The 25,318-nt window shown below is 41.2% G+C and carries 23 protein-coding genes; 13 read left to right on the top strand and 10 right to left on the bottom strand.

Annotated elements, in window-relative coordinates:
* Positions 1-22: 22 nt before the first annotated feature.
* From FLM53_RS24090 to FLM53_RS21775, 4 genes are all read right to left on the bottom strand, one after another.
* The gene (locus FLM53_RS24090; protein WP_256099316.1) at positions 23-367 is read right to left on the bottom strand and encodes an IS3 family transposase; all 345 of its coding nucleotides are present in this window, start codon (positions 365-367) and stop codon (positions 23-25) included.
* On the bottom strand, positions 361-864 hold the full coding sequence (locus FLM53_RS24195) for an IS3 family transposase (RefSeq protein WP_370779740.1): 504 nt from the start codon (positions 862-864) through the stop codon (positions 361-363). Before FLM53_RS24195 ends, FLM53_RS24090 begins: the two co-directional genes overlap by 7 nt.
* Positions 861-1,370, bottom strand: coding sequence for a helix-turn-helix domain-containing protein (locus tag FLM53_RS21780; RefSeq protein WP_176679433.1), 510 nt, complete (start codon positions 1,368-1,370; stop codon positions 861-863). The genes FLM53_RS24195 and FLM53_RS21780 overlap by 4 nt, the downstream gene beginning before the upstream one ends.
* 90 nt (positions 1,371-1,460) lie before the next feature.
* The gene (locus FLM53_RS21775; protein WP_176679434.1) at positions 1,461-1,889 is read right to left on the bottom strand and encodes a Spy/CpxP family protein refolding chaperone; all 429 of its coding nucleotides are present in this window, start codon (positions 1,887-1,889) and stop codon (positions 1,461-1,463) included.
* 253 nt (positions 1,890-2,142) lie between these two features.
* On the opposite strand from FLM53_RS21775, the gene FLM53_RS21770 reads away from it, so the two are divergent.
* From FLM53_RS21770 to FLM53_RS21740, 7 genes are all read left to right on the top strand, one after another.
* Positions 2,143-2,388, top strand: a complete 246-nt coding sequence (locus FLM53_RS21770) for a hypothetical protein (protein ID WP_017630837.1) — start codon at positions 2,143-2,145, stop codon at positions 2,386-2,388.
* A 335-nt stretch (positions 2,389-2,723) separates the two neighbouring features.
* Positions 2,724-3,728 carry a response regulator gene (locus tag FLM53_RS21765; protein WP_010430576.1) on the top strand — a complete coding sequence of 335 codons (1,005 nt, stop codon included), beginning with the start codon at positions 2,724-2,726 and terminating at the stop codon, positions 3,726-3,728.
* 1 nt (position 3,729) lies between these two features.
* Entirely contained in the window at positions 3,730-4,167 is a 438-nt protein-coding gene (locus tag FLM53_RS21760) for a PAS domain-containing protein (protein WP_017058076.1), read from the top strand.
* An 879-nt stretch (positions 4,168-5,046) separates the two neighbouring features.
* Positions 5,047-6,090: a GMP reductase gene (locus FLM53_RS21755; RefSeq protein ID WP_048659894.1), complete on the top strand. Its 1,044-nt coding sequence runs from the start codon at positions 5,047-5,049 to the stop codon at positions 6,088-6,090.
* 146 nt (positions 6,091-6,236) lie between these two features.
* Positions 6,237-6,926 (top strand): TnsA endonuclease N-terminal domain-containing protein, encoded by a 690-nt coding sequence (locus FLM53_RS21750; RefSeq protein ID WP_176679435.1) that lies wholly within the window; start codon positions 6,237-6,239, stop codon positions 6,924-6,926.
* Entirely contained in the window at positions 6,919-8,730 is a 1,812-nt protein-coding gene (locus FLM53_RS21745; RefSeq protein WP_176679436.1) for a Mu transposase C-terminal domain-containing protein, read from the top strand. Before FLM53_RS21750 ends, FLM53_RS21745 begins: the two co-directional genes overlap by 8 nt.
* An 11-nt stretch (positions 8,731-8,741) precedes the next feature.
* Entirely contained in the window at positions 8,742-9,731 is a 990-nt protein-coding gene (locus FLM53_RS21740; RefSeq protein ID WP_176679437.1) for a TniB family NTP-binding protein, read from the top strand.
* Between the two features lie 658 nt (positions 9,732-10,389).
* Here the strand turns inward: FLM53_RS21740 and FLM53_RS21735 are convergent.
* The 6 genes from FLM53_RS21735 to FLM53_RS21710 all read right to left on the bottom strand — a co-directional run bounded on the left by FLM53_RS21735 (position 10,390) and on the right by FLM53_RS21710 (position 18,036).
* Complete coding sequence (locus FLM53_RS21735) at positions 10,390-10,632, bottom strand: hypothetical protein (RefSeq protein ID WP_176679438.1); 243 nt, start codon at positions 10,630-10,632, stop codon at positions 10,390-10,392.
* Between the two features lie 1,058 nt (positions 10,633-11,690).
* The gene (gene cas6f, locus FLM53_RS21730; protein ID WP_176679439.1) at positions 11,691-12,290 is read right to left on the bottom strand and encodes a type I-F CRISPR-associated endoribonuclease Cas6/Csy4; all 600 of its coding nucleotides are present in this window, start codon (positions 12,288-12,290) and stop codon (positions 11,691-11,693) included.
* A 2-nt stretch (positions 12,291-12,292) separates the two neighbouring features.
* Positions 12,293-13,354, bottom strand: a complete 1,062-nt coding sequence (gene csy3, locus FLM53_RS21725) for a type I-F CRISPR-associated protein Csy3 (protein WP_176679440.1) — start codon at positions 13,352-13,354, stop codon at positions 12,293-12,295.
* Positions 13,338-15,260, bottom strand: a complete 1,923-nt coding sequence (locus FLM53_RS21720; protein WP_176679441.1) for a type I-F CRISPR-associated protein Csy2 — start codon at positions 15,258-15,260, stop codon at positions 13,338-13,340. Before FLM53_RS21720 ends, csy3 begins: the two co-directional genes overlap by 17 nt.
* Positions 15,261-16,445: a TniQ family protein gene (locus tag FLM53_RS21715; RefSeq protein WP_176679442.1), complete on the bottom strand. Its 1,185-nt coding sequence runs from the start codon at positions 16,443-16,445 to the stop codon at positions 15,261-15,263.
* A 301-nt stretch (positions 16,446-16,746) separates the two neighbouring features.
* Positions 16,747-18,036, bottom strand: a complete 1,290-nt coding sequence (locus tag FLM53_RS21710) for a carbohydrate porin (RefSeq protein ID WP_176679443.1) — start codon at positions 18,034-18,036, stop codon at positions 16,747-16,749.
* A 342-nt stretch (positions 18,037-18,378) separates the two neighbouring features.
* On the opposite strand from FLM53_RS21710, the gene FLM53_RS21705 reads away from it, so the two are divergent.
* The 6 genes from FLM53_RS21705 (at position 18,379) to FLM53_RS21680 (ending at position 25,305) form a co-directional block, all read left to right on the top strand.
* Entirely contained in the window at positions 18,379-19,272 is an 894-nt protein-coding gene (locus FLM53_RS21705) for a MalM family protein (RefSeq protein WP_176679444.1), read from the top strand.
* Positions 19,273-19,398: 126 nt separating this feature from the next.
* A complete protein-coding gene (locus tag FLM53_RS21700; protein WP_176679445.1) occupies positions 19,399-20,445 on the top strand; it encodes an aldose epimerase family protein in 1,047 nt (348 codons plus the stop codon).
* 596 nt (positions 20,446-21,041) lie between these two features.
* Entirely contained in the window at positions 21,042-22,301 is a 1,260-nt protein-coding gene (locus tag FLM53_RS21695) for an ABC transporter substrate-binding protein (protein ID WP_176679446.1), read from the top strand.
* A gap of 100 nt (positions 22,302-22,401) precedes the next feature.
* A complete protein-coding gene (locus tag FLM53_RS21690; protein ID WP_176679447.1) occupies positions 22,402-23,349 on the top strand; it encodes a carbohydrate ABC transporter permease in 948 nt (315 codons plus the stop codon).
* Between the two features lie 6 nt (positions 23,350-23,355).
* Complete coding sequence (locus FLM53_RS21685) at positions 23,356-24,183, top strand: carbohydrate ABC transporter permease (protein ID WP_176679448.1); 828 nt, start codon at positions 23,356-23,358, stop codon at positions 24,181-24,183.
* A gap of 24 nt (positions 24,184-24,207) precedes the next feature.
* A complete protein-coding gene (locus FLM53_RS21680; protein ID WP_176679449.1) occupies positions 24,208-25,305 on the top strand; it encodes an ABC transporter ATP-binding protein in 1,098 nt (365 codons plus the stop codon).
* Positions 25,306-25,318: the final 13 nt, after the last annotated feature.

Genomic DNA, 25,318 nt, shown 5'->3' with positions numbered 1-25,318 from the left:
CCCGTAAAGTTGGACATTTCTGTTAAGCGGCTTTCAAGGCCTGAGTTCGATATTCTATCGGAGTCAGGCCTTTTAGTTTCACTTTTATACGTTTGGTATTGTAGTACTCGATGTATTCTTTGATTTGCTCTATCAGAGCATCTGCATCTTCAAAGCTTTGGTTGTGATACATCTCTGTTTTGAGTAAAGCAAAAAAGTTTTCAGCAACCGCATTATCCAAGCAGTTACCTTTTCTCGACATGCTTTGTGTTAACCCACTCTCCGCTACCTTTTTTTGATACTGTCGATGGCGATATTGCCAACCTTGATCGCTATGTATAATTGGCTTTGAGTTGGGTTTAAGCTTTGATATGGCTTCCGTCAGCATATCCGTGACAAGCGGCAGCAGGCATTTTTAGCCACTCTATAAGCAACCACTTCCTGAGTAAACAAGTCGACAACGGGAGACAAGTATACTTTCTGCTCTTTTACTTTGAACTCCGTGACATCAGTTACCCATTTTTCATCGGGTTGAGTCGCACTAAAATCTCTTTCAAGCACGTTAGGAGCTGCTGTTCCAGACTCTCCTCGATATGAACGATACTTTTTAATCCTGACCGTCGATTTAAGGTTGAGCTGAGTCATAAGCCTTTGAACCGTTTTGTGATTAAGCACGAACCCCTGATTTTTTAGTTCCAAGTGAATGCGGCGGTAGCCGTATCGCCCCTTATGTTCATGATAAATTGACTTTATCAACCGCAGCTCACGTTCGTAGTTATTTGGGCGCTTGCTCGTTTGAGCCTGATAATAAAAGACACTTTTTGCCAGCTGTAGAGTGTGCAGCAAGTGCTTTAACGGGTACTTGCTTTTAAGAGTTAGAGCTATGACCGCTTTTTCTTTGTTCGACGGTTTTTTTCCTGCTCCAACTCTTCCAACTTTTTTAGAACGGCATTCTCGGTTCGCAAGTAGACCAACTCCTCTTTTAGCTCCTCAAGTGTCATTTCATCATCAGGCTTAGTGGTACGTTGAGGTTGCTGTTTCATTGAGGGTCTTCCTTTCTGGCGCATTTTGAGCCCTTTGATACCGAGCTCATTAAATCGTTTGAGCCAGACTGAGAGTATCCCAGGGGATGAGAGGTTTAATACTGCGCTAGTGTGCGTGAGAGACCATTCATTCGTCCACATTAAATTCAATGCTTTTCGTTTTGTCTGAGCAGTAGCCGCATGGTTAGTTGGTAAAAATGAACCAGTACCATGGATGGCAAAGACTTGAGCCCAATACCGTATCTGTCTTGAAGAAATTGAATATTGTTTTGCTAAGTAGAGAGATGACGTGCCATCTAAGTATTGCTTAGCAATGATACATTTTAGCTCTCGGCTATATTTGGACATAAAAAGACCCCCAATAATTGGTGTCCAACTATTGGGGGTCAGTTCAGACTGCGGCTTTTTCGTTTTTAAATGTGGGATTCTTTGAGGTGGTTAATAGCCATTGAGCATGAACTTCATTGAGGCTTTGAACCTATTTTTTTGTTCGTTCGTTAGAACATTGTATATCTTGTTTTTCAAACGCATGTCATCCATAGCAATAGCTTTCTCTTCTGCTTGGACTGAATCAATGATGGCTTCAAGTTCAGACTCATCAAAGTCTGGTTGCGTTACGATGCGTATTTGCTGTCTTTTAACCTCCAGCGCACGATCAATGTCAGCGGGAGAGCGGTTTGACTGATACTCGTCTACTAAACGGAATATTTCAGCTTGCTGCTCTGCCGCTAAGTCCATCGAAGCTATGACCATCTGGATCGGGTTGAGCGCTGGCATTGGGTGTTGTGTATTTGATGCGAATGCAAGGGGAGCCATAAGTAGTGCTGATGCACTTAAAGCACAAAACGATCGTTTTAGTAATTTCATGAGTTCATCCTCTTAATGAACTTTCGATTATAAAAGTTCAAATTGAAATCAAAACGATTTACCTTTCTGATTTTGTAACTAAGTGTTTGTTTATCTGATTAGTTCTTTGAAAATTTCGATGATTTATCAGCTTGAGAGATAGGTTAATTCGAGATGAATGAAGGATCGCTATAGACCTTGGTCTTACAGAAACCGAGCGCAAAGGTGACTAGAATGATTTGAGTTGCTCACCGTTTTATCAAGGATTACACAAATGGAAGTTGGATTGTTCTGGGCTGAAAAAGGGATGCTAGTGCTTGGTGCACTGTTTGTTTTGACGAGCATGATGCAGTACGGAAGACGCAGTAGTGATTGGAAAGGCGTGATTACGATGTTTTACAAGCGTATCCCAATGAATATTGCGGAATACAAATGGTACCGACTCGGTATCGCTTTATTGGTTTTTGCCGTAATTATCCGTTTTGCATTGTTGATCCTATGGCCTACCTACCAGTTCTAGCTTTTTTGTATTTGCTTTGATGTATAAGACACCTAGCATTAGCTCTCACGTGTTGGATATATCGAAGCGATAAATGCATGAGTAAACTGAGCCTTAATAAACCCACTTATTAAGGCTACCATTTAATAAAATAGTGCTAATACTCAATAATATTGAGTTGCTATTGTCTTTGTAGCATATTGTTTTTCATAAAGAATAATGCGAGATAATAGCTTACCCACTTGTTTCATCATTCTTACTAATAATCTACACATAAATCCATTCACCCCGTACCTGATACCATAATGATCTGTTACACTCGTCCGAATTAGCTTTAATTTGTCGGTGGTGCAGTTATGTCGTTCCCAGTTCTTATATGTGATGATTCTGCGTTAGCACGGAAGCAGATGGCTCGATCACTGCCTAGTTCTCTAAATGCAGATATAACTTTTGCTGTTCATGGGCTTAATGCACTTGAAGAGCTCGCTCAAAACCAGTTCAAACTGATGTTCCTCGACCTCACCATGCCGGAATTAGATGGCTATGGCACATTGGAAGAGATGCAACGTTTAGGTGATACCACACCTGTTGTGGTTGTTTCTGGTGATATCCAACCAAAAGCGCAGCAGAAGGTCATGGACCTCGGTGCTAAAGCGTTTTTGCAAAAGCCGATTGATAAAGAAGCGTTAAAAGCAATTTTACGTGAGCATGTAGAGCCGCCAAAACAGCCTCAACTCATTACGCCTTCGCCTTTAGAACTCCCAATACTTCGCCGACGTGACATCTATATGGAAGTCGCGAACGTTGCGATAGGCCGTGCAGCCGATGCATTGGCGCGCCACTTTAATGTATTTGTTCACTTACCATTGCCGAACGTAAACATCTTCGAAGTGAGTGAATTGCACATGGCACTTCGTGACCTCGCAGACAACGACCAAGTATCGGGTGTTTGCCAAGGCTTCAGCGGAGAAGGCATCGCAGGTGAAGCATTAGTATTATTGAGCGACTCCAGCGTGAGCGATCTTAAAAAGCTCATGAAGGTGCCAACCGAAAGCGAACAGCTTGAAGAACTAGAACTGCTGATGGATGTGTCAAATATTCTCGTTGGCTCATTCCTTAACGGGCTAGGGGAGCAGTCGGAAGTTCGTTTCTTCCAGAGTTCGCCAGTTCTGCTTGGGCAACACATCTCGATTGATTCTGTGATTGAGAATACCAGTGGCTCGTTCAAGAAAACCATGACCTTCGAAGTCAGTTATAACATTGATGGCACTTCCATCCGTTGTGACCTTCTGTTTATGTTCGTTGACGAATCTCTGCCTCTTCTAGACAACAAATTGGCCTACCTAATGGAGGAGTTTTAATATGCTGAATCTTCCTGCCGAATTTGAACAGTTTCACTGGATGGTGGACATGGTTCAAAACGTCGATATGGGGCTGGTGGTCATTAACCGTGACTTTCAGGTGCAAGTTTGGAATGGCTTCATGACGCACCATAGCGGTAAGCAATCGCATGACGCTATTGGTAAGTCTATCTTTGAACTGTTCCCTGAGATCCCTGAAGAGTGGTTTAGGCTTAAAACTAAGCCCGTTTATGATTTAGGCTGTCGTAGCTTCATCACATGGCAACAAAGGCCTTATCTGTTTAAGTGTCGTAATGTTAGGCCTGTAACCCAACAAGCCGACTTCATGTATCAGAACGTGACGCTTAACCCAATGCGTTCACCAACAGGCCAAGTTACCTCACTGTTCCTGTCTATTCAGGATGCAACGGCAGAAGCCTTGATGTCTCAAAAGGGCTAATACATCTTCTAGGCGTTGGTTTAATAGCTTTGAAAGAGTAATCTAAACATCGAATAAAAATGGCTAAGGTGAATCACCTTAGCCATTTTTTTGCTTTCTATTCTTCAATTGACCTTAAAGGTTTCGATCTTTTTCGTCTGCTTACTGAAAATTGCCATCCTTTACTCACTTCATCACCTCGACGAACTCTCTTTGTTCGAACCTTTTTCCTCAAGAATCTCGATTGACTGAACCACCAGACGACAAAGAAGCATGATCTCGGCTGTTGGTGGTTTATAAATTTTGTTGTTTTAGATAGCTTTTAATAGAGGGCGAACTTTGAATTTTCGAAACCAAATGAACATTGCCCTCAAGATTGAGTTGATCGAGGTGTATTTTTCCTACTTGATGCTAGCCAACAGCACGATGAGTTTGCTGAATTTGTTCGAAAGCAGAAATAATTTGGAAAAAAATCGAATTTATTTAAGAAAAAAGGCATTTTTTTGTTGGAGAAAAGTGTGATTTTTATGTGATCTCGAGGCACTTTCTTCACATATTTGCTCAATGAAGTCGATATTGTATGAAAAAGAGAGGAAAACGATTGCGCAATAAACCGACAGCGTTTGCGTGATTGGTTCGCTAAGTTATTAATTAGTAAGAATTTAGTGGGAAAGTGTTACTTGGGAGGTTTTACCAGATATGGAATCTTCGAGAGGATAGCATAAAAAAAAATGAAATATCAGACTTGCTGTTACTAAATCACGACCTATAATGCTGAAAACCGGAGCGTCTGCCAACGCTCCGGTTTTTTTGTGTCCGAAGAAAAGTAAACTCGTCTGCCAACGGTTTTACTACGCATTTCGCGAGAGACACATAATTTTATGAATCAAGGAAAACACCATGCGTATCGAACAAGAACTTAAGTTAGGTTTCAAAGATGTACTCTTCCGTCCGAAGCGTTCTACCCTTAAAAGCCGTTCTCAAGTTGAATTAACCCGCGATTTTACATTCAAGCATAGCGGTCGTCAATGGTCTGGTACTCCAGTAATTGCAGCTAACATGGATTCGGTAGCAAGCTTTGAAATGGCAGCTGCTCTAGCAGAGCACGGTGTTATGACTGCAGTACACAAGCACTACACAGTAGAGCAGTGGGCTGAGTTCGCTAAAACAGCAGACAAGAAAACACTGAACAACGTATTTGTATCAACAGGTACATCTGAAGCTGAGTTTGAGAAAACAAAGCAAATCATGGCACTTAGCGAAGACTTCGTATTTATCTGTATTGATATCGCTAACGGCTACTCAGAGCACCTAGTTGAGTACGTACAAAAAGTACGTGCAGAATTCCCGAACAAAGTTATCTCTGCTGGTAACGTTGTAACAGGTGACATGGTTGAAGAACTAATCCTAGCGGGCGCAGACATCGTTAAGGTTGGTATCGGCCCTGGTTCGGTTTGTACTACTCGTGTTAAAACAGGTGTAGGTTACCCTCAACTTTCTGCAATCATCGAATGTGGCGACGCGGCACACGGCCTTGGCGGCATGATCATCGGTGACGGTGGCTGTTCATGTGCGGGTGACGTATCTAAAGCGTTCGGCGGCGGTGCTGACTTCGTAATGCTAGGCGGCATGCTAGCTGGCCACTCTGAGTCAGGCGGTGAAGTTGTAGAGCAAGACGGTAAGCAATACATGAAGTTCTACGGCATGTCTTCACAGTCGGCTATGGACAAGCACTCAGGTGGTGTTGCTAAGTACCGTGCTGCGGAAGGTAAAACTGTACTTCTACCGTTCCGTGGCTCTGTTCACAACACAATTTCTGACATCCTTGGCGGTGTGCGTTCAACTTGTACATACGTAGGCGCAGCGAAGCTTAAAGAGCTAACTAAGCGTACGACTTTCATCCGTGTACAAGAGCAAGAAAACAACGTATTCGGTAAAGAGTAATCTGAACGAATTCAAATAGTGTTGATACAACCATAAATTGATATTTACAATCATATATTGATATTTGGTACAACCATAATTTGATATTGCCTTTTCATGGTCTAAACTTATGTAAGTTTACGACAAAATCGTGAAGAGGCAATATTATGTCTGCTCTACCCTCCCTTTCTACAGCCACCCTAATAGCGCTTGAAAGTGCGTTTTATACTCCTGCCCGAAGCCTAACCAAGTCACGAGGTAAAAACATACACCGTTACGTCAGTGCTAAGATGGGAAAAAGAGTTACGGTAGAGTCTTTTTTAGAATGTGCTGCTTGTTATCATTTTGATTTCGAACCTAGTATCGTTCGCTTTTGTTCTCAGCCGATAAGATTTTCATACTGCCTAAACGGCAAAACCCATACTTACGTTCCAGACTTTCTAGTTCAATTTGATACCGGTGATTATAAGTTGTACGAGGTAAAGTCCGATATGGAAAGCTCAAAAGAGGAGTTTCATTGTGAATGGGAAGCAAAAGTTCAAGGTGCGTTTGGCATAGGGTTAGATCTAGAACTGGTTACAGAGGAAGAAATACTGAATGAGGTCATATTTAGCAACCTGAAGCTTTTGCATAGATATGCCTCAAGAGATCACTTGAACGACTTCCATCAAACTCTCCTCGCTACTTTAAAACCGAATGGTACCCAAACAGCCAGGAGTTTAGGGCACCATCTTGGCCTAAGTGGAAGAAAAATATTACCAATCCTGTGTGATTTGCTCTCTCGAAATCTCCTCCAAACGAACTTAGAGACCCCACTATCACTCGAGTCTGAATTTGAATTGGTTTGTTATGACTAAGAAATCATTTTCGAGTTTTCATAGGAAGTCAGTACTTCATCAAGAAAAGCTTGAGCAGAATGATAGGGTTGTTGATATCAACGATGTCGCTGAAGCAACATATAAAGATATATCAGCATTTCCTGAGAAAATTGTTGTAGAGATTACTTTTAGGTTAAGCATTCTTCGTTTATTAGGGCGTAAATGTGAAAAGATTGTCCCCAAATCAATTGAACCACATCGCGTAGACCTACAACGGAGCCATGATAGAAAAATTCCAAGTGCAATTACAATTTACAGATGGTGGCTTACTTTCCGAGAATCAGATTATAATCCAGTTAGTTTAGCTCCCGACTTCAAGAGTCGAGGTAACAGAGACCCGAAAGTTGCACCTATTGTTGATGCTATTATGAAACAAGCGGTTGAAAGCGTTATTTCTGGTCGAAAAATCAATATTAACTCGGCGTATAGACGGGTTAAGCGCAAAGTCCGACAATATAACTTAACGCACAGTACGAAATATAAATATCCCGAATATGAGTCTGTGCGGATACGGGTCAAAAAGAAAACACCTTTCGAAATATTAGCTGCAAAGAAAGGCGAGCGAGTCGCTAACAGAGAATTTCGTCGAATGGGGAGAAAGATCATTACGTCTAGTGTACTAGAGAGAGTTGAGATAGACCACACTGTCTTGGATCTTTTTGCAGTACACGAAGAGCATCGAATCCCTTTGGGTAGACCTTGGCTTACTCAGTTAGTAGATTGTTATAGTAAGGCTGTTATTGGCTTCTATTTAGGTTTTGAACCTCCAAGCTATATGTCGGTTTCTTTAGCTCTAAAAAATGCGATACAACGTAAAGACACTCTTTTATCCTCATACCCATCAATTGAAAATGAATGGCTTTGCTACGGGATTCCTGATTTATTAGTAACTGACAATGGCAAAGAGTTTTTGTCAAAAGCTTTTGATAAAGCGTGTGAATCTCTGTTGATCAATGTACATCAAAACAAAGTAGAAACGCCCGATAATAAACCGCATGTCGAACGTAATTACGGCACTATCAATACTTCGCTGTTAGATGATCTACCTGGTAAAGCTTTCAGTCAGTACCTTCAGAGAGAAGGTTACGACTCAGTAAGTGAAGCAACTCTTACATTAGATGAAATTAAAGAGATCTACTTGATTTGGTTGGTAGACATATATCATCGAAAGCCTAATCAAAGGGGGACTAATTGTCCTAATGTTGCTTGGAGACAAGGTTGTCAAAATTGGGAGCCTGAGGAGTTTTTGGGTTCTAGAGATGAGTTGGACTTTAAGTTTGCTATTGAAGATCATAAACAACTAACCAAAGCAGGTATAACCGTCTCTAAAGGGCTGACATATAGCAGTGAACGTTTAGCTGGGTATATGGGTAAAAAAGGGAATCATAAAGTGCAGTTCAAATATAATCCAGAGTGTATGGCGGTCATTTGGGTGTTAGATGAAGATGTGAACGAATACTTTACGGTTAATGCTATAGATTATGAATCTGCTCGTAGAGTCTCTCTATGGCAGCATAAATACAATATGAAATATCAAGCAGAATTAAATTCAGCAGAATATGACGAAGATAAGGAAATCGATGCGGAGATTAAAATTGAAGAAATTGCTGACCGTTCAATTCTTGAAACAAAGAAAATTAGATCTCGTAGGCGTGGAGCTAGGCATCAAGAAAATAGCGCAAGAGCAAAGAGCATCAGCAATACTAAGCTTGTCCCACCCCAGAAAGACGAAGAAGAAATTGTAATTGTAGATAATGAAGATTGGGATATTGATTATGTTTGAGAAATCATCAGATGGATGAAGATCGAGAAACACGCATCTCAAAAGCCAAAAGAGCATTTGTATCAACGCCAAGTGTTACGAAAATTTTGGGCTATATGGATAGGTGTAGAGAATTATCTGACTTTGAATCCGAGCCTACATGTATGATGGTCTTTGGAGCATCTGGAGTGGGTAAGACGACAATTATCAAAAAATATTTAAGTCAAAACAAGCGAGATTCAGAAGCTCGGGGAGACGTAGTTCCTGTCTTGCATATCGAGCTACCAGACAACGCGAAGCCTGTTGATGCAGCACGAGAGCTGTTGCTTGAAATGAGAGATCCACTAGCGCTTTATGAGACTGATTTGGCAAGATTGACGAAAAGGTTAACTGATCTAATCCCCGTGATTGGTGTTAAGTTGATCATTATCGATGAATTTCAGCATCTAGTTGAAGAGAGGTCAAATCGTGTCCTCACGCAGGTAGCCAATTGGATCAAAATGATACTCAATAAAACTAAGTGCCCAATCGTTCTTTTCGGCATGCCATATTCGAAGGTTGTATTGAAAGCAAACTCACAATTACATGGACGATTCTCAATTCAGTTTGAACTGCGACCGTTTAGTTACCAAAATGGGGAAGGTGTGTTCAAGACATTCTTGGAACACTTAGATAAAGCGTTACCCTTTGAAAAGGAAGTTGGCTTGGTTGAACAAGGCCTTCAGAAGAAATTATATGCTTTTTCTCAGGGCAATATGCGCTCTCTGAGAAATCTCATTTACCAAGCATCTGTTGAGGCAATTGATAAGCAGCATGAAACGATCACTGAACAAGATCTCATTTTTGCATCTAATTTGACCTCGGGGGACAAAAGTGATCGTTGGGAAAACCCATTTGAGAAGGGTGTTAAAGTGACGGAAGGCATGTTGAGATCACCGCCTAAAGATATTGGTTGGGAGGACTACTATCATCACGTTACCTCCCTGAATGCGAAACGCAATGGGGGGAACATGTTTGAGTAAGGTACTACAGAATCGCTTGGTGATCACATGAAAAGAGTTCACTTTCTAAGAAGGTTTTGGACAATTCCGTTTTAGAAAGATCGCTAATTTGGCGAAGCGTGGATGATTTAAAGTATGGAAAAAGTTACTTACGGGAGTGTCTAATATAACTGAAGCAGTCACTCCGTAATAGGTAAAAATCAGAGACATTAAATTGGATGGTCAAGTTGGACAATTTTAGATTTGACTTTTCATAGTATTGCTACACAAAATTGAAGTTGAGCATAGATAAGTTAGAGATGATTCACCCCCCCCCCCTCAATCACTGAAGAAGGCCTTTACTATGATAAGCAATGAATCTAAAGGGCAGGACATTGAAAGTCCATTGGAAAACATTAGACTGGTTGTTTCTAGCGTAGATACTGAGTTAATTATGGACAGGCTGTGTCATCTAGGTGAAGATTATGTAAGTTGGTATACCTCCCATTTGGTGGCCAGTTACGGGCATATAACGCCTCAAGACATTATAACCAAATATGGTGCTTCAGCATTACTGCAGTACATTGATATGAAACTTGAGGGAGGTTACGAATAGTCAGGTTTCATTATTACAGTAGTATTTACGGCTTCGATTCTTTCTGATCATTAATATGACTTTGGGCCAGTCCCTTTTTATAAGTCATAGGACTACTTGCTTAAGTTCAATCTCAATACCGAACCGGAGGGCGATTTTTTCTATATCTGATGGGTAAAAAACATACTCTTTATCGATAATTCTTACTGTTGTTGCCTCTAGCACCCCTTCATCCTTTAAAAACTCAAGATAGAGTGTAGGGTATTTGTCCTTAATGCTGCTCAAAAGCTCGGATGTTGAAATATACGGGGCGTTAACAGAACCAAAATAAACATTTAATGTAATCATCTATCACCTCAACTATCCTTTAAATATATTTCCCAAAAACTATCAAAGCACTCTCATTGACTCCATCAATTAAGAATCGGTCACACGCAAGTACTATCGTCAGCATATCTAGCATTTTTATTGGTTTTAAGTTAAATTTAAACCTATTGTAAGCTGCCGTTTACTCGGAATCTCAGCTCTTGTCGTATTGATTTAACTGTTGTGAAATGTACTAATACCGAACCTAAAACCTGAAATTCCTAACCATATAGTAACAGGCCTTGCAAAAAAACGCCTCAAGCCCCAATTTGCCTACCATTAAGGTAACGAACAAAGTTAAACCATGATCGACTAGCATCTTGTTAGCCTTCGATTAACTTTGAAGAGACGTTTTAAACCGAAATAGTGTCAATTTGAAGGTTGCTCACCTTCACGTTATCACTAATGCAGTAGGTTGTCAGAGTAACTTCGGCTCTAAAAATACTTATACTTAGGGCATTCTAGTTTCAACCAGGCAGTACATAGTCTCCGAGATAAAACTACTTACAGTTTTTTAGGTGGTGTTTTTTCCAACTGCCGTTGTTTAGTAGGCGTTTTTTGGTTGCCCCCAGGATTTTGGTTTACTGAGGGGGGAGTTAGGTTAGCACCTGTTGTCGTCGGCTAAACTAGAGCTATTACCGTAAAATCAGCGTCGCCCTAAAAATCTACTTATTCAGCAGTATATTGATCTTGAACTCGAATAAATGTGGTTCGTTTATTATCAGCTACTATTTCAGTAGTAATGAGGATTATGGTCTTCATTGGTGGGCAGCACAAACAGCCATTTGGCTGCTTGTGATTAAAGTTACATTATTGATGTGGTTTTAGCTAGCTACCTATTCGGCAGTACACTTGACCACGATATAACTCAAGTACCTCACCACTAATCAGCTACCTATTCGGCAGTACACTGTAGCTAAATAAAGAATAGTACAGTTTTATCAGATAGTTAATTCATAAAAGGCATTTTGCCCCTATTTTCAGATGCTAGATAAAAATAACGCTATTTCAATACGTTACATTCTTGCATTAAAAAAGGGTCAAATTAAAGGTACTGATTGAGATGTGTTTTCAGTATTCGCAAGCCCATAGCTGCTAAATAGTGCATCTCCGTCTAAGCGAGCTTCTTTGAATATTCTTATATTGAGTCGAAAGCTACCGCCACGACTTTTGCTGTCTTCCTCAAGCGAGTGGTAGTGATGGAGTGCAACAACTTCGTGTTGTTTGAACGAGGATAAGTCAAACTCTTCACCTCTTTCTTCCGCACGTTTTTTTAATCTTTTCGCTTTTCTAGCTTGTCCTGCAGGTGTTGCTTTGTCTATCGACTGGCAACGCTTAAATGAAACATACTCGCAACCGTCAGGGACAACCTTTGTATTTGATATATCAAAATAGTGCAGCTCTTTCATTTGGGTGAAGTAGTGCTGTTTGAGTAGCAAATCGAGCTCGATTTTATTTGTGCTCACAAAAGAAATTTTATTTCCGATGGTATCGTCACTCCAAAGAGGAAATGAAACGCCTATATTTCTTGTTTCATATTCATAGTTAAAGCCATGAAGAATCTGAAGGCATTTAGCGGCTAATGATTCATTGTTACAACGCGCTGGCAGAAAAGTGACAGTTTTGTAGTACCACTTCATACTTAATCCCCCTTATGTTGGAACATTCCACCCTTGATGATGTTTGCGACCAAAAAGTGCAGGTCGTTTATGGTCTCTTGATTTGGTTTATCTGAAGACGTGAGTGCTTCAATATAAGACTCTGTTTGCTGAAGGATAGAAAAGAAATCTTTTTGCGTAGAAGGGTGACGGTAGCAAGTGACATCTTCTTTATGAACCCCAAACCGACCGACGCGTAGTGCCTCATTTGCATCGGGGTACCAGTCATCTATGGTCGCAATGGCGGCACCGGTTTTATAAATACCCAATATTGGGCTCCGTTCACCGTCAACCGTTGTGCTTTGAAAAATTCGTCCCTTGCTTTGTTTCTTAGATTTATTGGTGTTGTTACTTTCATTTTCGGTGAATGCTTGGCTCGGGAAAATCTGTTTATTGGTTGGTAGCCGCAAGGTGGCTTTCACTTCAAATATGGCCAAACCATTAGAGTGAGAAAAAGCACTTCTGGTCATTTGAGCAATAGCTTCCCAATCTTTATGGTTCTCAAAGTCACTTCTTTCAAGGTAGTTAGCCCTTATGTCTTGAAATTTGACAGCACCTCCCGCCCAGGGCCAAGGGGTTAACTCTATATCCCAGCAATAGGCTTTTTTAGTATTTTTCCACAGCCATGAGCCATTACATATATTGACTAGATATCGAGAAACTAATTCATTCCAACCAATATATTCTTCATAGGCTTTGATTAGCTGCATTAGTGTGTGCTTAACCGTAGACGAATTACACTTGTAAGGTTTGCGTAGCTCAGAAGAAAAAGACACCGAAAAGCAGCATTCAATGTGGCTCGCACCGAAAGGAGCATGACAAAAATCGACTTGATGTGGGTTACCTTGAGCCAGTGTTTCAGCGGTTGCACTCTCTTTGGTCCGCCCCGACGGCTCATAAGCTAAGGATGCGCTTTCCATTTGTCCTAGTACAGTACGAGAAGTGTAGGTTAAGGGGGTCTTTCGCCCATCTGGCCACACAACTAGAAAGCACACATCAGAGGGATCAATAGAACGTTCATAGGCTAGGTTAGTCGGTAGTTCCATGATGGGTACTCCTTGGCTGCACAGAAAGGTAATTTTGATAGCACCTGTGATGCCACAAAATAGTATTTATATCGGTGTTTTGAGCAAAAGTGATTGGCTCAATCAGACCAATGATGCACTCAGAAAAAGCATGTTTATAACCTCGAAGAGAGTTAGGTTTGTCGGTCGGTTCTTCAAGAAAATGATACCCAACACAGCTTGGGGTTAATTTTCGGTTCTCTTTAACTTCCGATAAAATATCACTCATGTTTTCGATAGGTTCAGTATGCATCGATAGCCATTTGCCGGTTTTCTGAGGAAAGGATTGAATCGTCTTTTCTAACGTTGAAAATGACCGGATGTATTTGAAATCTGCAATGGCTATTTTAGCGGAACCTCTGGCAAACCGCCTCGGCAGAGCTCGAACAATCGTACTTTCATCATTGCTCAAGCTACGATTAAACTTAATCACCAAACTAAAGACCAAATCACACTGCCAGTCATCGTGTGTAGCGGGTGGCGATATGGTGTGGTTTGCTTTTTGTATACATTCTTTTGTTAAACCGCGTTTTTCAACGTGTAGTTGATGGACACAGATGGCAAACGAATCAATTGTGAGCGTAGGAAAAGACTCGTTTAAGTTACGTTCAAACGCGTGAGTAAACCCCAAGAAAGCAGTGAGTGATGGAAGACCGAGCGTGATAGGTGAACTCAACGCGCTTGCTCCGCAAACTCTTATATTTGGAATAGCAAAGAATGAATCCTTTTTTTCACTGCCGCCAACGTTAGTTGAATCGGACCTATGTTCGTTGAGTTCACGCTTTATAAGCCCAAGGAGGAGTTTGGTAATACTCGGTTCGTAAGCAAAACACTTAGTTGATTTGGAGCGGGACAGGTCATGGTTTAGATGTTGGACAAGAGTATTCACATCCATGGCCCTGTCCTGTGTAAGCAACCAAGCCTTAACCATCCCTTGTATCTCATTATTGACTGTTCTGCGGTAAGCCACTCGCTTGTTTTCTGGCATTAAATATTGAGTAAGCCTTTGGTATTGTTTTAACGATTGAATATGACTCGAGGTCAACCAAGATTTTCCAATGTTTATCTGATGATGAGGTGTAAGGGAAAAGTTAGGGACAGCTTTTAACATCTTCAAAGCACCACCACATGTCATAGGTAATACTCCCATGTTAGTACTGCGGCTGTAACGGGTTAAAGCTGTATAGCGATACTCATTTTCTAACTCTTGATAACAGTGACTTTGCATCGATTGAGAAGCCACTGGCGAGAGTGAAATATAAGAACTGTCGCTATTAGGCAAAGATAGCTGCGTTAAGTAATTTGGAGCGAGACTGACGTTAATCGTTGTTTGAGAAACCTGAGCCAATTTTTTAGCGATAGCCTTACGTGTTTTTTGGTAGCAGCCAAGCGTATTGAGTTTTTGCCACAACGGGTGTTCTACATCTTTAAGTAAATCCCCAAGGCATGAAATCACACCATTCCAACTAAATTCATTGGTTAATAAGGCGCTTTTGTTAACATCACTCGAATCATGGCTGTACGCCCAGTGGTATGGTTCTAATTTAGAAGATGAGAGTAAAAATTCAGGTAGCAGCCCCAAAGGAGTCGCGCGAATAACACCTTCAGAGCGTATGTCTGGAAATTTTAGGTTGTGGCTTTGTCTATATTCAAACGTTTTTAGACAGCGAGCCCACCATTTTTCATCTCTAAGCTTTCGCTTGCATTTAACCCTATCAAGTAGGTCTTTTTGAACGGCTGTTTTGTCGGTTAAGTTCACTAACACAGTGAGAGCATCAAGCTCCTTTCCATCGATATTGATATGTGGAGTAAGAGGGCGGAATGCTCGCTTTAATTCTACGTTCAAATCATCTGGTCTTGATTGTAGTAACTCTTTCAGACTCTCCATTTACCACCTCGATACATAGAAAGAGCGGTTAAATTCATCAGTTTGAAATTCGGCTAACCAAAGGCAGAAGATGTCGCCGAAATAAAATAAGTAGTCGTTAACCGCCAGAGGCATGTTTGGCTTAGTTTTACGATTTGGCTTTAAGATGCGCTGTTCTACCATTGAAGCTACCTCATCCATACTGCAATTGAGGAATACAGCAGCCTCTAAAGCGTTCATGCGTAGGTTAGCGATCAGACCGTTGCTATTCCATAAATGCGTCTCTATATGCCGTAGAAGCTCTCCTAAGACGATATTGTGCTGCAGGTTGCGCTCTGGTAATCGAATGGAACTAAAAAATATCCGCCCCATAAGATCTTTTACCCGCAATTCTTTTCTTCCAACAATTGCGTGATCTACGTTGAATTCGATTTCGCTATCAATCATAGAATGAAACGAGCTAGGCCAATTCGAGAAAAATTGGGTGAATAATAGATGGTCGAACTTATTGTCATTAAGATGGAGCCACCAATGAACCAACCCCCAACGGTAGCTTTTGGGGACGTCAGGTAGATTTTTAGACTCATTGCCGGCGAGCCAATTTGCAACGGAGAATACTGCCTTATTACTAATCTCTGGATTCTTGATGGCGATAGGTTCTTTGCAGTTACTGCAATTCCCTTTCAAACCAGACACTCGATAGTCGTACTCAGCGCCACAACGACAACTGTTGAGTAAAGATACATCATGTATATGGCAGTGATCGTAACCCTCAAAATGCCAAAGGTAAGAAGCGTAACCATTTTCTTGTAAGCATAATGGGCAGCAGGGTATGGACTTTGTCCGGAGTAAACTGCGAGGAAAAACTTCTGAGCCACGGATCACGGCACTAGTTGATGGAGAATATTTTAAGTTTGTTCTGTTAACTGCTAATCCAAGTAACTCGGTAGGTTCGTTAAACGTTAATTGAGCGAGTTTCAGGAGTGAGGCTGTACGGGCACTGGAACTGCTTTTAGCTGACGCAGGATTCATCTTGCAGATGTTAGTAGGGAAGGTCTGGAACCCTGAGAAGTCGATATCTTGAAGGTAACGTTTCGTGGCCATAAGAAAACGGTTCACATCTTCATAGCCATTTTTATTTGCAACTCGGATAAAGAAGCTCTCCAAGCTTTCGTTACTGTGTGGTTTGGGTCTTTGTAAAAGCATTAAGCTCCTCCTAATCCAAATATAGGAGTTACCAACATGATTAACCGAGTTTTTTTGAGATTGAGACACTATAGACAAGTTTCTCTTTTGTGTAATCTGGATATGCTTTTCACTTAATTGAATATCAACTAAGCGACTAATGCGTTAAAAGCACCTGCATTTTTTGATGTTGTGACTCTTGATCCGATTTACATCTAATTCGGTACCAATGTATATGAGGCCTAAAAAAGGCCGAATCTATGGGGGTAGATTCGGCAAAACGTAAAAATATCAGGACAGTTTACTTAGGTTCTAAAGGTGTTTACCACCACACATCTACTTGTGCACCAACGATCACATCGTCTTGGCCTTCAGAGTCTGACACGTAGCTTGCTGTCAGTCTCAATTCAGGTGCTGGACCAAATCCAGTATCCATCGTCCAAGTTGGAGCGATGGTTGCTTTGTACTGCGCATCGCCATCATTATTCTTCTGATCAGTAATACCGAATTCAGAAGCGAGCGCGAAATTATCAATCGACGGCATTGTGTAAACAGGACGTACCATTGCATACCAATATGCGCTGCTGCTTTCACCATTTAACGTATCGTCATAGCTTGTTGTCTCATAGCCGACGGCAGGGAAGAACAACCAATCGCCAGCGAAATAACCACCATAAGCTTGAATACGAGCCGTTACATCGCCGTCTTTCACTTGTGTCATGCCACCTTGGCTGCCTGCACCACCGGGGCTGAATGCATTATAGTTAGTGAATGTACGACCTAGCATAGTGCCACTACCTAGACCTTGACCAACTTGTAATGACGTCGTTGAGAAGCCATCACCTAGGCCAAAGAAAGAGCCCGGAGAGTAAGATAGATGGCCTTCAATACCACTGGTTGAGTAATCATCACCAAAGGCATTATCAGCAAGATATTTAGCCATCACCTCAGCGCGCCATGAGCCGTAATCGGCACGAACGTGAGCTGCATGAAGCATGTTGTAATCTAATGCGCCTGCTGGAGAATCATTGTCACCCCAATCGTAGTCGCCGTTGTCAGACTGGTTACTTGCAATATACGCGAAGTCCCACTCACCACCTCCTAGCTTAACGTTTTGAAGACCAATACCAGTACCTGAATAGTCCGTATAGAAGAAGTCGGTCATAAAGATGTAGTTATCACGGCCATAGTAGCGCATACCTGCCCACATGGTTCCGGTATCTGAGATGCCATCAATTTCAACGTAAGATTCAATCAAGCCAGTATCGATACCATCAATGTACATACCACCTTGTGCGTCTACGCCGCCAACAGGGTTATTTTGGCCAAGTCGTGCATGAATTCTCACACTGTCGCCGTCCGCCCAGTCCCAACGCTTCATGAAGGCTAGTTCGTAAAAGTCATCACTTTCTAAACCTAATCGACCAAGCGTCTCCTTTTGGCCGAAATACATTGCCTGAGCAAAATCATTGCTAGTACTAGAGAAAGCGCCTGCGCGGAAATAACCGTGAAACTCGAAATCAGAGGTTGCTTTTTCTGCCACTGCAGGCATGGACAGTAGGGATGTAACTCCAGCTGCTAAAATAGCTTTCGTAAGAGTGCTTCTTTCCATCGTTATAACTCCATATAATTATTTTAGACTTTTAGTAAGTCTTCCTATTGGTCGGTTGGAATTATAAAAATCAAAAAATAATATATTGGTGATTTGGATCACTCGAGGTTCTTATTATTGTAGATATACATCACGTACAAAATAATAAACTAAAAAAAGAAAAGATATTATTAAATGTAATAAGCGTGCTGAATACTATTTATCAACTATCAATTGCGATATTTGATTTTATGTTTATTAAATTTACTTTATGGTTTTTAGATCGACTTATTCAATGAGCGATTTGTATTCATTCGAGTTATTTTGATAAAAATAGTTATGCCAACAAGAGGTTATAAAACTATGCAAGTAACGTCGAAATTAATCATGCAAAGTGTTGTTTTACTTTCACTAACTGGGTGTGCTCAGGTTACCACTCAGATGAACCCCGATTCACGTCATAAGGTGAATTTGTCTGAAAGCAATAAAGCAGCTCGATGTTGTTCAACTTTGAGTCAGGTACATTATCAAAAAGTAGGGAAAGATAAATCAGTTGATATTGAACTGAATAATGAAAGCCCAGTCATTAAGTTACTCTCCGGCTACACCTATATTGAAGGTGTGGAAATTCCAGAATCTAAGGGAAGTATCAATATCGAGTTGAATTCCTTGCTTGAAAGGAACGTATTGATACCTAGTATTATGCTTTTGGATGACACTTTTAAAGTGGTTCGAATTTATGATGAAACTTCTCTTAAACACGAGAGAAGTGGTGTGTTGTATCCCGAAAGGTATACAACAGATATTGAAATTGACCTCCCTAAAAACCAAGAAACCAAAGTAAAGTACCTGGCTATCTACACCACTGATGAACTCTTATCAAAAACAACCACCCGTTATCCAATCAGTAACGAAGCATTATGGTCTGGGGACATTGACGCCAATATTATCGAACAGAACAAGGGCGAAATACCGCATTCTGAGACAGGTGTTGTTTCGTTGAACTTCGAGTATGACGATGTTGAGACACGCTTCGCTAATGAGGTTGACCCACGTCTGTTGGATGTGATTCCAAGTGAGATGATTTCTGACTCCGCGTTATCAGCGGTAAGTAAAGAAGAGCAATACAAGAAGAGAATACGAGACCTAATACAGAACAACCAATATGAGCAAGCGGTCAAATTGGTTAAGGAAGCAGATGAATTGGGCTTAAGCTCAGTAGGCGAAGAAATGCTAAAAGCAATCCAATCGAAGTGATGATTATCTAGGTTTTCATTAAATTGTGATCTCTTTAGGCTTTGAGATTTTCCATTAACCAAGTTTAAAATTTCATAATGGAAGCGATTTAACACTGTGTCGATAATCAAATCAGGAGGACTGGATATGCAGATGACTGATTCAACGATGATGAAACGCAGTTGGGGTAAATACTCCGTGTTTGTTTTGAGCAACTTAAATGGTATTTCGGTAGAAATTTCAGATTTGGGTGCTTCCATCATCAAGTACGTAGTAAAGGACAAAGACAACCACCCATGTAACATTGTTTTGGGCTATGACACGCCAGAAGAGTATCTAAAAGACAGTGTTTACATGGGGGCTGTGGTTGGTCCTTGGGGTAATAGGATTCGCAACGCAGAATTTAAACTTAATGGTGTTGGGGTTCAGTTAGACCAGAACGAGGGCACCAATCACCTTCATGGTGGAGCTTGTGAGCTTCACAAGAAGCAATGGAAGGTGATGGCTATCGCACAGCAAGGAATCTCACTACAAACAGAGGTCAAGAAGGGAGAAGCAGGTTATCCTGCTAATCTCACTTTCAATGTGACCTATCGTTTAAGTGACGAAAATGAACTGGCGATCCAATACTGGGTGGAAGCGGATGAGGAGTGCCCAATAAACCCAACACATCACGCTTATTTCAACTTGTCAGGGCAAAAGAAAGACATCAGTGAACACATCGTTTCAATAGATGCCGACAGTTATTGGAAGACCGATCAGCAGTCGATACCCATCGATCATGTCTCGGTAAACGATACTGTTATGGATTTCCTGAACCCGAAAAAAATCGGCATTGGTTTACTTAGCGATCATGATGATATTAAAGCGACACAAGGTTACGACCATTGCTACATCTTAAATGGTTATGGTTTAAGGCCGGTTGGCTGGGTCTATGAGCCGAGTTCTGGTATTGCCTTGGAAGTGATATCCGATAGGCCCGCCGTTCAATTTTACACGGGCAACAATTTGGATGAACATGTGAGATCTGATGGTAGACCGTTTCGAAAGTACGGTGGATTTTGTTTCGAAACACAGGCTTATCCAAATCAAATCAACATGGATGGCATTAACCACGATGTGATATGTTCGCCTGATAGACCTTTTCGCTCTACCACAATATTCAAAGTTGAAGTAGAAGCTTCATTTAAATGATTTAACTTTAGCGGATGGGTTATCTCTTCCGCTTTTCTCTTTTCTCTTTCTGAACAACCCTCAAGTGTAGAGTCGTTCTTACTCTTTTCAATATTCCTGTAATAGTTCAATAGTTTTTATTTTTATAATGTAGATTCAAAAATGTTTTCAGGTTGTATAATACTACAATAATTATATTCTACCGTTTTCTTATTCTTCTTTCCTATACTTGTTTTGTTTTCGTTTCACTTTTAATTACTAACCTGCAAGTCAGTTTTATATCGTATCACTATTGATAATTAAGAGATGTGATATAAAACACTCATTATTTTTAAAATTAGTGATCAAAAACGCATCTTCATTTAATCGAATATTATCTTCAGATCCCTTGAATTTACTGTGTTTCTTTTCGGTTTCTCATTCCACGATTGTCATATTTATTAAAACTATTACGTTATTTGAGTTTACTATTATGAAATTTATTTATTGTTGTTCTATGTTAGCTTAATCACGCTTTGAAACTTGATGAAATGAATAAATTAGAACAATTATATTAACACTCTCGTGAAACCCTATTAGAGAGAATAATGGAAATCTAATAATAATGGAGACTCATCATGTTAAAAAGCAACACGTTGCCAAAAGCGCTTATTGCTTCCGCTGTGTTATTAGCTTCAAATGCTTATTCTGATACCACAGTTCGAATGATGCATATTGAAACCGATTCAAATGTACTTGGTATTTGGAATGATATTGCTAAGGACTTTGAAGCAGAAAACCCTGGCATTAAAGTGAATCTAGAATTTCTAGAGAACGAAGCATTCAAAGCTAAGCTACCGACTTTACTGCAATCTAAACAACGCCCAGATCTTTTTTACAGCTGGGGGGGAGGTAACTTCCAAGTTCGTGCTGAATCGGGTCTTCTCGAAGATATGACAAGCTACTCTGCCACGCTCAACAGTGAGTTGTCTGAAGCAGGTATGAATGCATTCCGTATTGATGACCAACAACTTGGTGCGCCATACATGGTGAGTCAAGTTGGCTTTTGGTACAACAAGAAATTGTTTGCCCAAGCAGGGGTCGATGGTGACGCCGTTAAAACTTGGGATGAATTCCTAACTGCCATTGAAAAGCTCAAAGCGGCGGGCATCACTCCAATTGCGGTAGGTGGTGCAGACAAGTGGCCGATGCACTTTTACTGGAGTTACCTAGTGATGCGAGCTGGTGGTCAACAGACGTTTGCCGATGCAATGGCAGACAAAGGTGACGCTTTTGCGGGGGAAGCGTTTGTGCGTGCCGGTGAAGAACTCAAGCGTCTTGCTGATCTGAAGCCATTCCAACCTGGCTTTATGGCGGCAGGTTATGGTGAATCGGCGGGCCTCTTCGGTGATTACAAAGCGGCTATCCATTTGATGGGTGATTGGGACTATAACTTCCAAGCGCAGCAAGCTGTGAATAAAAAAGGCGTGGTTGATGCCGACTTGGGCTTTATGAATTTCCCAACGTTAGATGGCGGTAAAGGTGCTGGTACAGACACGCTTGGCGGCATTAATGGCTTTGCATTTGCGAAAGGTGCAAAACCAGAAGCGGCAAAGTGGCTTGATTTCTTCTTGAGTAAAAACAGCCAAACCAAACTTGCTGAAATTGATCAAATTATCCCAGTTGCGAAAGGGGCAGACCAAGGTCTAACCAACCCTTTCAAACAAAAAATCTCTCAAACTATTTCACAAGCTAAATGGCACCAAGTGTTCTTCGATCAGGCTTTAGGAGCTGATGTTGGTGGCGTGGTCAATGATATCTCAGTTGGCATCGTAAATGGAGACGTATCGCCACAAGAAGGGGCGGATCAGGTTCAAGAAGCTTGGGAAATGCGTTAATCAATTCAATCACTTAAATGATGTATAGGCTGGCTAGTTTGTCCTTTCGGACTTCGTTCACCAACTAGTCAGCTTATACCTCTACGGTTAAGGAGTACTTATGAGTGAAAAGTTAGCAGCGTTTGAAGAGACAGAGCAAAAGAAACTTTCTGGGTTTGGCCAATGGCTACGAGAAAAGAACCACGGAAATAGATTGGTGACTCTGGTCTTCTTCTTACCACCAGCACTATTGCTGTTTACTTTATTTGTCATGTTGCCATTGGGAGAGGCGGGTTATTACAGCTTTTTTAAATGGAATGGATACGGTGAACCATCAAGATTCGTAGACTTTAATAATTATATTCGATTGTTTAACCATGGACCGTTCGAAGTTGCAGTTTGGAACACTGTGAAAATCATTTTGGTTTCCTTGGTTATACAACTCCCACTGGCTCTCATTGTTGCGTTGAGCATCTACAAACAGAGTTGGTCAAACAGTGTCTTTAGGTTGATTTTCTTCTTGCCATATATCTTGGCAGAGGTCGTAGCGGGCTTGATTTGGCGTTTCGTCTTTGATGGTGACTACGGAATGATGGCAGGTCTAGCAGAGTCATTTGGGCTTGAGCCTTGGTATATTCTGGCAGACCGTGACTGGGCATTTACAGCGATATTAGTTGTGATCGTTTGGAAGTATTTTGGCTTTCACATGATGATTTATATTGCCGCGCTTCAGAGTGTCCCGAAAGACCTGATAGAAGCATCAAAGTTAGATGGCGCATCAAAACTACAAACCATTTGGAACGTAAAGCTCCCCTTAATCGCTTCAGGGATAAAGGTATCAATATTCTTCAGCATTCTAGGCGCACTACAAACCTTTGATTTGATTATGCCTTTAACTGGAGGTGGTCCTTCTCATACGAGTCATTCTCTCGTCACGTATTTGTACACCTTCGGTATTACGAGAATGAATGTTGGATTTGGTAGTGCAGTAGGTGTGGTGTTGTTTATTGCGTGTGTTGTATTCGCATTCACATACCAAAGCACGGTCATGAAAGAGAACAAGGATTAAGTCACGATGGATCGCATTAAAAATATACAGTGGTTTAAGGTTATCTTTCTAACCTTGGTTGCAGGATTTGTGCTCATACCTATGGTTGCCACCTTGTTCGGTGGGTTCAAAAGCTTAGGCGAACTACGAACTAATCCATTTGGTATTCCACAAGTCTGGGAACTTGAGCATTACGCCAAGATCTTTGCCGATGGTTCGATTTGGATCTTGATGAAAAACTCTTTAATTATTGCAGGGTTATCAGTTGTACTGACATTGATCGTTGGAACAATGACAGCCTTTACTTTCTCTCACATCAAATTCGCGGGATATAAGTACGTATACAGTTACTTTTTGATGGGAATGATGTTCCCAGCGGCGGCAGCAATTCTTCCTCTGTTCCTCAGAATACGAGATTTAAATCTATTGGACACGCTCCCTGGGATTGTTGTTCCGCAAGTCGCGTTCGGATTGGGCTTCAGTATTTTGTTATTTAGAACCTTCTTCGAACAGCTACCAAAAGAGTTATTTGACGCGGCTCGTGTTGATGGCTGCAGTTATGCAAAGTTTTACTTCCACATTATTTTACCGTTATCGACGCCGATCTTAGCGACCGTAGGGGTTTTTGTGTTGGTAGGAAGTTGGAATAACTACTTATTACCATTGCTTGTTCTTAATACTGAGGACATGTACCCATGGACACTCGGCATCATGCAGTATCGCGGAGAATATGGCATCGAATGGAATAAGATCTTGGCTTACGTCTCAGTAACCATCACGCCAGCAGTTGCTTTCTTCTTGCTTGCGCAGAAATACATAGTAGCTGGCTTAACAGGCGGCGCAGTTAAAGGCTAATTAGGATAGTTTAGGGAAATATTTATGGCTTCAGTATCATTTAAAAATGTCGACAAAATCTATCCTGGTGATGTCTACATCGTAAAGAAATTTAACTTAGATATTAAGGACGGCGAGTTCATTGTTTTCTTGGGTCCATCAGGCTGCGGTAAGTCAACAACCTTACGCATGCTAGCAGGGCTAGAGGAGATCACGGGTGGCGAAGTAATAATTGGCGACACAGTGGTTAATAATTTGGAACCTAAAGATAGAAATATCGCGATGGTATTCCAAAGTTACGCGCTATACCCACATATGACCGTTTACGAGAATATCGCATTCGCCCTTAAATTGGCGGGCGTCAGCAAAAGAGAGATTGAAGCACAGGTTCGTCCTGTCGCTGACATGCTTCAATTAACGCCTCTGTTAGACAGAAAGCCAAAAGCACTTTCTGGTGGTCAAAGGCAACGTGTCGCCATGGGGCGAGCGATGGTTCGTACCCCAGAAGTTTTCTTGTTTGATGAACCTTTGTCTAACTTAGACGCAAAACTTCGTAATGCGATGCGTGGTGAGATTAAGTCTCTACACAAGAAACTAAAAAAGACCACGATCTACGTAACTCATGATCAGGTTGAAGCAATGACGTTAGCAGACCGTATCGTCATTCTGCGCGACGGTAAAATTGAGCAGGTAGGAACGCCATCTGAGATTTACCATAACCCGGCGAATAAGTTTGTTGCAGGCTTTATTGGTAGCCCAGCGATGAATTTGCTGTCTGCTGATCTTGTGAATGATGACTCCGGTTGGCATGTCAATCTAGCAGGCCAAAAGCTGCCTCTTGAAGGTAATTTAAAGGCTGACCAGATCGTCGGTGGGGTGACTATGGGTATTCGTCCTAGTGATGTGCACCTAACCCCTGACTCGCTAGAGAACCCAATCAGTGTCGATGTGAATGTTGAGAGCTACGAGTTGCTTGGATCAACAATTCAAATTCAAAACCGATTTGGTGATCATCCATTCATTGTCGAAGCACCTTCAACTCAGACAGTGACAGAAGGGCAGAAGTTGAAACTGTTCTTGGATGGCTCTCAGTTACATATTTTTGATTCACAGCAAGAGCAGTCAATTTATAACAATCAATAAAAATACATAACTA

The sequence above is a fragment of the Vibrio sp. Scap24 genome, assembly GCF_013394185.1.
GTDB lineage: Bacteria > Pseudomonadota > Gammaproteobacteria > Enterobacterales > Vibrionaceae > Vibrio > Vibrio pomeroyi.
This window is presented reverse-complemented; position numbering and strand designations above follow the sequence as displayed.